The organism is Pseudoalteromonas sp. S1608 (assembly GCF_005887265.1).
Taxonomy (GTDB): domain Bacteria; phylum Pseudomonadota; class Gammaproteobacteria; order Enterobacterales; family Alteromonadaceae; genus Pseudoalteromonas; species Pseudoalteromonas undina.
The window spans coordinates 14,483-26,252 of record NZ_PNDK01000012.1 but is presented as its reverse complement, the minus strand read 5'-3'; the positions used below and the strand labels follow the sequence as shown (position 1 = coordinate 26,252).

At 41.4% G+C, this 11,770-nt stretch carries 12 protein-coding genes; 1 reads left to right on the top strand and 11 read right to left on the bottom strand.

From position 1 onward, the window contains the following. Positions 1-9: 9 nt before the first annotated feature. The 11 genes from ybeD to leuS form a co-directional block, all read right to left on the bottom strand. Entirely contained in the window at positions 10-288 is a 279-nt protein-coding gene (ybeD, locus tag CWB75_RS05225; RefSeq protein ID WP_008109437.1) for a DUF493 family protein YbeD, read from the bottom strand. Positions 289-497: 209 nt separating this feature from the next. Then, positions 498-1,658 carry a serine hydrolase gene (locus CWB75_RS05220; protein WP_008468004.1) on the bottom strand — a complete coding sequence of 387 codons (1,161 nt, stop codon included), beginning with the start codon at positions 1,656-1,658 and terminating at the stop codon, positions 498-500. A gap of 54 nt (positions 1,659-1,712) precedes the next feature. Next, positions 1,713-2,474 (bottom strand): septal ring lytic transglycosylase RlpA family protein, encoded by a 762-nt coding sequence (locus CWB75_RS05215; RefSeq protein WP_010388281.1) that lies wholly within the window; start codon positions 2,472-2,474, stop codon positions 1,713-1,715. Beyond that, on the bottom strand, positions 2,474-3,580 hold the full coding sequence (rodA, locus tag CWB75_RS05210; RefSeq protein ID WP_138570069.1) for a rod shape-determining protein RodA: 1,107 nt from the start codon (positions 3,578-3,580) through the stop codon (positions 2,474-2,476). Before rodA ends, CWB75_RS05215 begins: the two co-directional genes overlap by 1 nt. Further along, positions 3,577-5,457: a penicillin-binding protein 2 gene (gene mrdA / locus CWB75_RS05205; protein ID WP_010388286.1), complete on the bottom strand. Its 1,881-nt coding sequence runs from the start codon at positions 5,455-5,457 to the stop codon at positions 3,577-3,579. Before mrdA ends, rodA begins: the two co-directional genes overlap by 4 nt. Positions 5,458-5,466: 9 nt before the next feature. Beyond that, positions 5,467-5,937 (bottom strand): 23S rRNA (pseudouridine(1915)-N(3))-methyltransferase RlmH, encoded by a 471-nt coding sequence (rlmH, locus tag CWB75_RS05200; protein WP_002958522.1) that lies wholly within the window; start codon positions 5,935-5,937, stop codon positions 5,467-5,469. 37 nt (positions 5,938-5,974) lie between these two features. Further along, entirely contained in the window at positions 5,975-6,292 is a 318-nt protein-coding gene (gene rsfS / locus CWB75_RS05195; protein ID WP_010388304.1) for a ribosome silencing factor, read from the bottom strand. 62 nt (positions 6,293-6,354) lie between these two features. Continuing rightward, positions 6,355-6,984 carry a nicotinate-nucleotide adenylyltransferase gene (gene nadD / locus CWB75_RS05190; protein ID WP_138570068.1) on the bottom strand — a complete coding sequence of 210 codons (630 nt, stop codon included), beginning with the start codon at positions 6,982-6,984 and terminating at the stop codon, positions 6,355-6,357. Positions 6,985-6,996: 12 nt separating this feature from the next. Next, entirely contained in the window at positions 6,997-8,037 is a 1,041-nt protein-coding gene (gene holA / locus CWB75_RS05185; protein WP_138570067.1) for a DNA polymerase III subunit delta, read from the bottom strand. Further along, on the bottom strand, positions 8,037-8,528 hold the full coding sequence (locus tag CWB75_RS05180; RefSeq protein ID WP_010388311.1) for an LPS-assembly lipoprotein LptE: 492 nt from the start codon (positions 8,526-8,528) through the stop codon (positions 8,037-8,039). Before CWB75_RS05180 ends, holA begins: the two co-directional genes overlap by 1 nt. A gap of 1 nt (position 8,529) precedes the next feature. Further along, positions 8,530-11,118, bottom strand: coding sequence for a leucine--tRNA ligase (leuS, locus tag CWB75_RS05175; protein ID WP_138570066.1), 2,589 nt, complete (start codon positions 11,116-11,118; stop codon positions 8,530-8,532). Positions 11,119-11,303: 185 nt separating this feature from the next. On the opposite strand from leuS, the gene CWB75_RS05170 reads away from it, so the two are divergent. Next, complete coding sequence (locus CWB75_RS05170; protein ID WP_055012801.1) at positions 11,304-11,762, top strand: zinc ribbon-containing protein; 459 nt, start codon at positions 11,304-11,306, stop codon at positions 11,760-11,762. Positions 11,763-11,770: the final 8 nt, after the last annotated feature.

Here is an 11,770-nt window from a genome sequence, read left to right as displayed (position 1 = left end):
AACTATAGCTTAAAGCATATGGCGCACGTCATCGATATTGCTGATCACGTTATAAATTTCTTCAATGTGTTTGCCGCTTGTTACGGTGGCCACTAAAGTGACTGACTCATAGTTACCTTTACTGCTCGGTTTTACTTTTGGCGCATAATCACCCGGAGCGATAGGTTGTAACTTTTCTAAAATTTGATCAGTTAAGTTTACGTTTGCTAAACCCATAATTTTAAATGTAAACGGGCAAGGGTACTCTAGGTACTCATCAAATTTAGTGTTTTTAACAGGTTCAACCACGACGGGAACTCCTCAAACAAAAGTGTTGGCTTAACTTATACGTTAAGCTTAAAACTGACAGGCTAATGACAATCTTGAAATGATGTTACTTTTGACCTAAGCCAACGATAGTCATTCAATACGATTGGTATATATGGGGCGCATTCTAGCACTTTTCAAGCAAAAAAAAACGCCTCACAGAAGAGGCGTTCATATTACTTTACTCGTGCTTACATTATTTGTAAGCGTAAGTAGTCATATATTTTGCTGAAGAAGCTACCTTCTTGTATTTCTTCAAGCGTAACTAGCGGATATTGTGCAATATCTTCGCCTTCAAGTTGTAAAAACAGCGTGCCTACTTTAGTGCCTTTAGCTAAAGGTGCTTCAAGTGTATCGTCAAGCTCAAAGTTTGCTTTCAGGTTTTTATGTTGGCCACGAGGGATTGTAATAGGGGTGTCTTCTAAAATACCTAAAGAGACATTCTCTTTGTTACCCATCCAGATGCGTTGCTCTGCAAAACTATCGCCAGCTTTGTAAGGCGTAATTGTTTCAAAAAAGCGGAAACCGTAGTTAAGCAGTTTTTTACTTTCAACTTTACGCGCACGCTCACTTGAAGTACCCATAACTACCGCAATTAAACGCATGTCGTTTTTCGTTGCCGAGGTGACTAAGCTGTAACCCGCATCAGATGTATGGCCTGTTTTAATACCATCAACATCTAAGCTTTCATCCCATAACAACGAGTTACGGTTATATTGCTTTATACCATTGTATGTAAATGACTTTTCTTTATATAGTGCATATTCGTCCGGCACGTCTCTGATTAAGGCTGCACCAAGTGTGGCCATATCGCGTGGCGTTGTGTAGTGCTCGTCTGTATCAAGACCGTGACTATTAATAAAGTGAGTATTTGTCATGCCTATCTTTTCAGCATGGGCATTCATTAAATCTGCAAAGGCACTTTCGCTGCCTGCAATATGCTCAGCCATGGCAACACAGGCATCATTACCTGATTGCACAATAATACCGTGATTAAGTTCATCTACACTTACTTGCTTACCCACTTCAATGAACATTTTAGATGATTCAGGAAAGTTTTTTGCCCACGCTTTTTCACTGATAGTTACCATATCGGTGGGTGCGATATTACCTGCATTTATTTCTGTACCAATTACATAACTAGTCATCATTTTAGTTAAGCTAGCAGGAGCAAGTTTTGTATCAGCTTCACCTTCTGCAATCACTTTACCTGTGGTGAAGTCCACCAAAAAGTAACCTTTAGCATTAACTTGAGGAGGGGCTGGAATAATTTGTGCGGTGGCTGAAAAGACGGCGGCAGAACAGACTAAGCCGCAAACACCAGTAAGAATTTTATGTTTAATAGATTTCATCATACTCATTAATGGTTAAAGTTAAAAATATGCATTCTCCCTATTCTAAAGGGCTTACTGAGTGTAAAGCAAGAACGCGTTTTGAAATTGATTTTGTTTTAATGTTTCTAGTACTCGTTGCGCATGTTGGGCATCTTTTATCGGCCCTAAGTGCAATCTATAAATACCGTCTTTTTCGACGATATTTGTTGGTAATTTATATTGCTCTCGTAGTGTGTGTGCCAATGCTTCTATGTTGGCTAACGTACTACCTGCAGCTACTTGAACATAGGTTTTTCGTGCATGGGTATCTGCAAGGGTAATCGCTTCAAGCTTAACCTGTGCTGTACCGTATTTATGGTAGCCAAGTTTATAGGCTGCAGCATAGGAAAGATCAATGATTCTATCGTCATGAAAAGGCCCGCGATCGTTAACCCGTACTATAACAGATTGGCCATTGGCTGTATTTGTTACGCGCACAAAACTCGGTAAAGGCAAGGTTTTGTGAGCTGCCGTCATAGCGAACATATCGTAAATTTCGCCGTTAGAGGTGTGATAACCATGAAATTTTCGGCCATACCATGAGGCAATGCCCGTTTCTGAATAACCTGTTTCATCGAGCATAGGGGTATAACGTTTGCCCAACACTTCGTAAGGGCGTGTGGTGCTCGCGCTTTTTATAACTTTAGTGACAATAGCATCTTGCATCTCTAATTCAGTTGGTGCTCGAAGAGGCGCTGCATCATGGCGCATGCTGTAACGGCTATTTGAACTGCTACATGCACTTAAAAAGAGGCTAACGAGTGTAATAATTATAAGTTGTTTATAAAGGCGCATTATTTTAAGAGCATCCTTTTATCTGTGGCAATCGACATAATAATGCCAAATGCAGCCATCAAGGTCACCATTGAGGTGCCGCCATAACTAATTAATGGTAAGGGAACACCTACAACAGGTAATAAACCCGAGACCATACCAATGTTTACAAAAATATAAACGAAAAATGTGAGTGTCAGAGAGCCTGCGAGTAACTTGCCAAAAGCTTCTTGTGCATTAACTGCAATAAATAATCCACGGCCAATGATGAATAAGTACAGGCTAAGTAAAATACACACACCAAATAAACCAAACTCTTCACTCAGTACAGAAAAAATAAAATCGGTATGTCGTTCAGGTAAAAATTCCAGTTGTGATTGTGTGCCTTGCAACCAGCCTTTGCCTTCGATACCGCCTGAGCCAATAGCAATTTTTGATTGAATAATATGATAGCCAGAACCAAGCGGATCGCTCTCAGGATCTAAAAAGGTCAGTACTCTTTGCTTTTGATAATCGTGCATACCATAGTGCCAAAATGGCCACGCTGCCAAAGCAACAACTGAGCTTAAAAAGCCAATTAAACGCCAACTCAAGCCAGATAAAAACAATACAAACACCCCCGAACTGGCAATCAAAATTGAGGTGCCTAAATCGGGCTGTTCCTTAATAAGTAAGGTGGGCAACATTACAATGGCAAAGCCAATAATTAAATGAAGTGGACGCGGTGGTAAGTGGTTACGACCAATGTACCAAGCCACCATCATAGGAACCGCTAATTTCATCAGCTCTGAGGGTTGAAAGCGGGTAATACCTAAATCTAACCAGCGTTGAGCGCCTTTAGAGCTTACACCAAATAGTAGTACTCCAACTAGCATGAGTAACCCTAGGCAATACATGGGAATGACTAAGCGTTTTAACGTAGCGGGGGGGATTTGCGCTAAAACAAACATTCCAATAATTGCACCTGCCATGCGGGTTACATGGCGGATCATCATAGCCGAGTCTTGGCCAGAGGCACTATAAACGATAGTGATGCTGCCAGCCATCATCAGTAATAAAGCAATTAAAAGTGGCAAGTCGATATGCAGGCGTAGCCAAATAGAGCACTTATTATGTAAAGCCGTCATGGTACTTTACTCCCTGAGGATTGAATTGGGTTAGCTGCAAAATAATAATCCATTAATTGACGGGCAATCGGCGCACCTACTGAGCTTCCGCCACCGGTATTTTCTACCACAATAGAGACCACTATTTGTGGGTTGTTGTAGGGGGCAAAACCGACGTAAATGGCGTTATCACGTTGGCGCTCTTTAAGTGCATCTGCGTCGTAACGCTCGCCTTGAGCAATACTGACTACTTGGGCTGTACCGGTTTTACCTGCTGGATCGTAGGTAGCGCCTTTAAACGCACGATGGGCAGTTCCGGTGGTTTTTTTAACGGTGTTATGCATGGCATCAATCGCGATGCGCCAGTTATCTTCATTATTGAGTACAACAGGTGGCTTTTCTTCATTATTGAGCTGAGTAATTTGATCTTCTTTTTTAGCAACTTGCACTAAATGAGGAGGGTGATTTATCCCTCTGTTAACTAAAATATTAGTGGCATTCGCTATTTGAATGGGGGTGGCAGTCCAATAACCTTGGCCAATTCCTACAGAAATAGTATCGCCACGCCACCACGACTCTTTAAAACGATCTTCTTTCCACTCTTTTGAGGGTAAAATAGCGGTTGTTTCTTCATGAATATCAATACCGGATAACTCACCAAAACCAAAACGGGCCATAAAATTACTTATTTTGGTGATCCCCATGCGATACGCTGCATCGTAAAAGTAGGTATCGCATGACTCTTCTATTGCTTTGTAAACATCAACATGACCATGGCCCCAACGTCGCCAATCTCGCCATCTATGCTCTACGTTTGGTATTTGAAAAAAACCTGGATCCCACATGGTGGTGGTTTCTTGCACTATGTTTTCTTCTAATGCCAAAATAGCCATGTGCGGCTTAATAGTCGATGCGGGTGCATAACGTCCTTGAGTGGTACGGTTTATAAGTGGGCGATCTGGATTAAGTAGGGCTTTGTAGTCTTTACTGCTAATACCGTGCACAAATAAATTGGGGTCATAACTTGGGTTTGAATAAAGCGCTAGAACGCCGCCATCTTTTGCATCCATTACCACAATAGCGCCGCGCATATCTTTAAGTGCATGTTGGGCTATTTGTTGTAAACCAATGTCGAGAGTAAGTACTAAGTCGTCACCCGGCTGCGGTGGATCCATGTTTAAGGTGCGAATAATACGGCCACGGTTGTTTACTTCAACCCGCTGTGAGCCGACTTGTCCATGTAGTAATGGTTCGTAATACTTTTCGATACCCAGTTTACCAATATCATGCGTGGCTCGGTAGTTTGTGGCTTCATCTTGTTGTTCAAGCTTATTTAATTCTTTTCTATTGAGCTTTGCAACATAGCCTAATGCATGGGTTAAAGTATCGCCAAAGGGATAATATCTCGCTAGGCGCGCTTCAATGCTAAACCCTGGAAATTTATGTTGGTTTACTGAAAACATCGCTACTTCGTTTTCATTTAAACGGGCTTTGAGGACTTGGCTTTTAAAACGTCGAGTATGTTTTATATCATCAAGAAAATCAGCTTGTTGTTGCTCGGTTATTTCAATGATTTTGCTGATAGACTTCAAAGAGGCGGTTAAATCATCAACTTCTTCGGGGATCACTTCAAGGTTATAAACGGGCTTATTTTCGGCCAGTAAAACACCGTTGCGGTCATAAATAAGTCCGCGATTAGGTGCAATAGGGATTACTTTTATGCGGTTGTCATTAGAGCGAGTTTGGTAATCTTGGTGGTCGTCAACTTGAATGGTGTACAAGTTAGACAATAATATGGCTACTAAGGCTAAGATAAAAATAAAACCCACAAATGCACGCCGAGCAAATAAATTAGCTTCTGCTGAGTGGTCGCGAATAGTGGGTCTTCGTTTTAGCATGGCAAGAAACTACTCGCGATGATAAGGGTGGTTGTTATTTAAGCTCCAGCCTCTGTAAAGGCTTTCAGCAACAATAATGCGTACTAAAGGGTGTGGGAGCGTTAAATTTGATAACGACCATTTTTGCTCAGAGGCCGCAATACACTCAGGAGCTAAGCCTTCTGGTCCGCCAATCAGTAAACTGACATCGCGACCATCAAGTTGCCACTTTTCCATGTTTTTCGCTAGCTGGTGAGTATCCAGTGCTTTACCGGTTACTTCTAGTGTGACAATACGATTGCCTTTAGGTATAGCGGCTAAGGTTTTTTCACCTTCAATGTGCAAAATACGCTTTATATCTGCGTTTTTGCCACGTTTACCTGCAGGTATTTCAATTAGTTCCAGTGCCATATCTTTGGGAAAGCGGCGCTGATATTCTGCAAAACCTGTTTCTACCCATGCTGGCATTTTTGTACCAACAGCAATCATTTGTATTTTCACGACGTTACTTCCAAGCGTTGTCTAAAATAGGGAGCTATTAGCCCCAAAGCTTTTCTAGATCGTAATAGCTACGTGCTTGATCTTGCATAACGTGAACAATCACATCACCTAAATCAACTAATGCCCATTCGCCATCGCTTTGGCCTTCGTAGCCTAATGGCTCTTCACCAGCGTGACGAGCTTCTTTTGCTAAGTTATCAGCAATTGACAATACATGGCGTCTTGATGTGCCTGAACATACAATCATGTAATCGGTTACGTCTGAAGTGCCAGTTACGTCAAGTTGAATCACATCACGTGCTTTCATATCGTCAATTTTGTCTAGTGCAAAAGCGAGTAGTTGTTTCGAATCCAAGGTTTTGTCTCAATTTAAAATTTAATAGCGGTTATTTTAACACGCCGAGGGGTTTATACCAATCACTCTTGATAAAGCTGGTGCTGCTCAATATAGTGACTCACGGTGTCGGGTAATAGTTCACTCTTTTTAATACTTTTTTTAAGAGCTTGACGGATATTACTGGATGCGGCATCCAGTTGCTTACCTTCTAAAAAGTAAAGGTGTCCGCCATTTTTTTCGTTTAGTAGGGAAATATCGTTGCTCATAGCCTGCTGTTTGTAGTTTTTAAGTTCACCTTGTACATCACAGTTTTGACCAGGGCGTTGATACACCACTATATGGCATAGACTCGTTATTATTTGCCACTGATACCATTTATCAAGGTTGTTGAATGAGTCCATTCCAATCAAAAATAGAATCGGGGTATCGGGATTTTCTGCTCTTAGTTCTTGCAAACTTAATAAAGAATACGACGGGCCGCTGCGTTTTAGTTCTCGTAAATCAAGCTTAAACTGCGAATATGGTTTAATTGCGGTTTTAAGCATTGCAATACGATGTTCGGTGCTGATCCCCGGTGCCGCTTTGTGTGCGGGTATTGCACAGGGCATAAAATAGAGTGAGTGTAATTTAAAGGTCGCAACGCATTGCTGCGCCATATTAAGGTGCCCCAAATGAACAGGATCAAAAGTGCCACCAAAAATTGCAATCATGATATTTTTCCTTTACTGACGGTTAGTATGGCACGGCAGTGGAATATCGAGTGGTTGGCAAAATTTAATACAAATATGTGCTAATGCTTGATAGGGCGCAATCAATACACCTTGTTTGTAGCTTGCATCAAATAATGCCAGTTCACTGCTAATACTTTCAAGGGTGTGAATATTTAGTCTGTTTATCGCTGTTTGTACCGGTGCTTGCTGATTTTTCCAAATCGCTTTTTGTTTAAACAGGGTCGCTAATGACTCACCTTGCAATAACCCTTGTTGTACACTGATTAAGGTATTTAAATCTTTATTGATGGCCCATAAAATACTCACTACTTCAGTGTTATCACTGGCAAGCTTATTTAATACTTTTATTGCTTGTGTAGTATGGCCGTTTAACAGGGCGTCACTTAAATCAAAAATATCGAATTTAGATTGGTTTAGTAGCCCTTGCATTACCAGTTGTTGGGTAATGAGAGCGTCACCATGTATTAGCGACAGCTTTTCAAGCTCTTGGAAACAAGCCAGTAAATTGCCTTCAGTGGCATTAATTAAACTGAGCTTAGCCTCGTTTTGTAAATTAAGTGACAAGCGTTGGCATTGTTCATCAAGCCAACGCTTTAAGTGATTACCACTAAGAGGATAGCAAGGTACAAATAGCCCTTGCTTTTCGAGTGCTTTAAACCACGCACCTCGTTGTACATCCTGGCTTGCTTTGGCGCCTTTAACAATTAAAATGGTGTCAGGGTTTTCAAGTTCAACAACCTTTTTAAAGGTGTTTGCGCCGGGTGTACCAGGTTTTTGCTGGTTTAAATCAAGCTCAATAATTGTACGCGCACTAAATAACGACATACTTTGGTATTGCGCAATGATTTCTTGCCAATCAAAGCCTTGGGCTAAAGTGAATTTAATTACTTCATCAAAACCTTGCGCTTTTGCGCTATCGCGTATGAGCTGTACACATTGCGCTTCTTGAAAAGGCTCTTCACCAAAAACCAAATAAAAAGGTTTTAACCCCTTTTTTAATTCGCTAGGCAGCTGATTTGCATAACAACGCATTATAGTTGCGACAACTCTCTAACAATTCGACGACTCGCTTGCTGGCGAATTTCGCTGATCAGCAGTTCAAGCTCTTTTGCTTTAGCTAGTGCGTTGTCAGGATCATCTTGGTAATTACGGTAAAGCTCAAAACGTTTTTCAATGGCTTCTTGTTTTGGGCGTTTTACAACATAACTCACACTGTATGCCAGTTCATATTCAGCTACTTGTCCGTTTTGAAACAACGACAAGGTTTGGCGCTCTAGCTGCTCTTTAAATAAATAAAGTTGCGCAGACTGTTTACTCGCAGGGACTAAAGTGACATCGCTCATAGCCAGTTCTGTTTGCAAATAGCTAAACAACGCTGATTTTTGATCATCACCCACCAAGGTTAGCTGTTTTAAATCATTGGGTAGGCTTGATGCTTTTTTAAGGTGAAAGCCACAGCTCGATAACAAAAAACAGACTAGCACTAAGGCTAGTCCGTTTTTAATGGCATTTAAAGTAGCCATATTAGTTAGCTACCACGTTAAGCAATTTACCTGGTACATAAATTACCTTGCGGATTGTTGCACCATCAGTAAATTTAGTGACGTTAGATTCTGCAAACGCGAGTGCTTCTACTTGCTCTTGCGTTGCATCAGCTGCAACCGTTAGTTTTGCACGTAATTTACCGTTTACTTGTACGATGATTAGTTTTTCATCTTCAACTAGGGCAGATTCGTCAACTTTTGGCCATGCGGCATCTAAAATATCACCTTCTTTACCTAGATCTTGCCATAACTGATGCGATAAATGCGGTGTTATTGGTGCTAGCATAATAAGCAATGCTTCTAATGCCTCGTTAGCAATGGCAACATCTTGAGTATCGTTTAATGGCGCTTTTAATAACTTATTAGATAGCTCCATAATTGCGGCAATTGCAGTGTTGAATGTTTGACGACGTTCAACATCATCGCTCACTTTTGCAATTGCTTTATGTAGCTCACGGCGAAGTACTTTTTGCGGATTTGTAAGCGCCGATTTATCAAGTGCTTGGAAGCCAACCGTTTTAACATCTACCGCGTATTTCCATACACGTTTTAAGAAACGGTGCGCGCCTTCAACCCCTGAATCTGACCATTCAAGCGTTTGCTCTGGTGGTGCAGTAAACATCATAAACAAACGCACGGTATCTGCGCCGTATTGGGCAATGACTTCTTGCGGGTCTATGCCGTTGTTTTTCGACTTAGACATTTTGCTCATGCCAGATGAGAACACAGGTTCACCATCTTCTTTGTGCCATGCCTTGGTTACACGGCCTTTATCGTCGGTTTCGGTATTTACATCACTTGGCGAAATCCATACATCGCCGCCTTTTTCATCTTTACGATAAAACGTTTCGGCAAGTACCATACCCTGACAAAGTAAGCGGTCAAACGGCTCATCTGAATTTACTAAACCAAAGTCACGTAATAATTTATGGAAAAAGCGCGAGTATAATAAATGTAAAATTGCGTGCTCAATACCACCAATGTATTGGTTTACTGGTAACCAGTAGTTAGCGGCTGCTGGGTCTAACATACCCTCGTCATGGCGCGGGCTACAGTAGCGAGCGTAATACCATGATGACTCCATAAAGGTATCAAAAGTATCAGTTTCATGAGTAGCGGGTACACCGTTTACAGTCGCTTTAGCCCATTCTGGATCGGCTTTAATTGGTGAGGTAACACCATTCATTACCACATCTTCTGGTAAACGCACCGGTAGCATATCTTCAGTGGCAGCAAGCTCATTACCGTTTTCATCACTCAGCATTGGAATTGGCGAACCCCAATAACGCTGACGGCTAACACCCCAATCGCGAAGACGGAAGTTTACTTTACGCTCACCTACACCTAATGCTTCTAGTTTGTCGGCAACAGCGTTAAAGGCGTTTTCAAAATCAAGGCCATCAAATTCACCTGAGTTTACTAATACCCCTTTTTCGGTGAATGCTTCTTGGGCTAGGTTTACTTCAAGCTCAGAGCCTTCAACTGGCGCAATAACTTGTTTAATATCGAGGCCGTAAGCTGTTGCAAATTCAAAGTCACGTTGGTCGTGCGCAGGTACTGCCATTACTGCACCTGAGCCGTAATGCATTAATACAAAGTTAGCAACCCAAATTGGTAGTTGCTCGCCCGTTAATGGGTGAGTGGCGTAAAAGCCTGTTGCAATACCTTTTTTCTCCATAGTTGCCATGTCTGCTTCAGCAACTTTGGTGTTTTTGCATTCTTCAACAAACATTGCAATCGCGTCGCTATTTTTAGCCGCTTCTTGTGCAATAGGGTGGCCACCGGCAACAGCTAGGTATGTTACGCCCATAAATGTATCTGGGCGTGTTGTGTATACGCTAAATTTTTCGTTGTTATCGGTACGCGTAAATTCTATGTCTAAGCCTTCAGAACGACCAATCCAGTTGCGCTGCATGGTTTTAACTTGTTCAGGCCAGTCTTCTAATTTGTCTAAATCGTCTAATAGCTCTTGTGCGTAGTCGGTAATTTTAATAAACCACTGTGGAATTTCTTTTTGTTCCACTACCGCACCTGAGCGCCAACCGCGGCCGTCAATTACTTGCTCGTTAGCTAGTACAGTTTGATCGACCGGATCCCAGTTAACCGTTGACATTTTTTTGTACACTAGGCCTTTTTCGTAAAGCTTAGTGAAAAACCATTGTTCCCATTTGTAATATTCTGGGTGGCAAGTCGCAATCTCGCGATCCCAATCGTAACCAAAACCTAATTGCTTAAGTTGGTTACGCATGTAGTCAATATTTTCGTAAGTCCACTTTGCAGGAGCTGTTTTATTTTTAATAGCCGCGTTTTCTGCAGGTAAACCAAACGCATCCCAACCCATAGGCTGCATTACGTTTTTGCCTTGCAAGCGCTGGAAGCGAGAAACCACGTCACCAATGGTATAGTTACGCACATGACCCATATGCAGTCGACCACTTGGGTAGGGAAACATTGAGAGGCAATAGTATTTTTCTTTGCTCTCATCTTCTGTGGCTTTAAATACTTGGTTTTCTTCCCAGTAGCGTTGGACTTTTGACTCTATGTCTTGTGGGTTATATTGCTCTTGCATTTACGTTTCCAAACTTCTTGCATACTAATAAAAAATTGTCGATAGGATACCCCAAATAAAGCGCTATTCACAGCGTCAAAGCGGCGCTTTTTGTAAATTTGCGAGTAAATTAGTTTTCAGTACAGGTTAACCTATACTTATCTATGGTATAGAGTAAATCAGTAGACGTTTTGAAGGAGTATAAAATGGCAGATTACAGAGCATGGCTTAGTGGATTAACCGATTGGTTAAAAGATGTGAAAGAGCATGAAGTTAAAGCCGCAGTAAAGCGATTTATTGAATCTGAGCAGGCACTTAAAGATTTAGGTGAAGAAAAATACCAGCTTTATCGTAATTACTTAATGCGCGATATCTCTCACCTACAAGAAAATAATAGTTACTATAATTCGCTTGCATGGCAGGAGCTTAAAGAGTCATTGTGGTTTGAGCTTTCTCACATTGAAGACAAAACACAGCTTGAATGGCAGTCATTAAGTGAAGATTTTAAGCATAATGGTGTTTATCACGCAGGTGAATGGATAGCCATGGGCACATTAGTATGTAAGAATTGCAACCATAGTTATGATGTTTACCATGCAACGCAAATTATTCCTTGCACGCAGTGTGATGGCATCTATTTTAGCCGCCAGGCTTTACAACCCTAAATATAAGT

Excerpts from the sequence above, each read along its gene's own strand:
- CWB75_RS05220 (WP_008468004.1), bottom strand. The coding sequence starts at position 1,658 with ATGAAATCTATTAAACATAAAATTCTTACTGGTGTTTGCGGCTTAGTC.
- CWB75_RS05215 (WP_010388281.1), bottom strand. The coding sequence starts at position 2,474 with ATGCGCCTTTATAAACAACTTATAATTATTACACTCGTTAGCCTCTTT.
- rodA (WP_138570069.1), bottom strand. The coding sequence starts at position 3,580 with ATGACGGCTTTACATAATAAGTGCTCTATTTGGCTACGCCTGCATATC.
- mrdA (WP_010388286.1), bottom strand. The coding sequence starts at position 5,457 with ATGCTAAAACGAAGACCCACTATTCGCGACCACTCAGCAGAAGCTAAT.
- nadD (WP_138570068.1), bottom strand. The coding sequence starts at position 6,984 with ATGATTGCAATTTTTGGTGGCACTTTTGATCCTGTTCATTTGGGGCAC.
- holA (WP_138570067.1), bottom strand. The coding sequence starts at position 8,037 with ATGCGTTGTTATGCAAATCAGCTGCCTAGCGAATTAAAAAAGGGGTTA.
- CWB75_RS05180 (WP_010388311.1), bottom strand. The coding sequence starts at position 8,528 with ATGGCTACTTTAAATGCCATTAAAAACGGACTAGCCTTAGTGCTAGTC.
- leuS (WP_138570066.1), bottom strand. The coding sequence starts at position 11,118 with ATGCAAGAGCAATATAACCCACAAGACATAGAGTCAAAAGTCCAACGC.
- CWB75_RS05170 (WP_055012801.1), top strand. The coding sequence starts at position 11,304 with ATGGCAGATTACAGAGCATGGCTTAGTGGATTAACCGATTGGTTAAAA.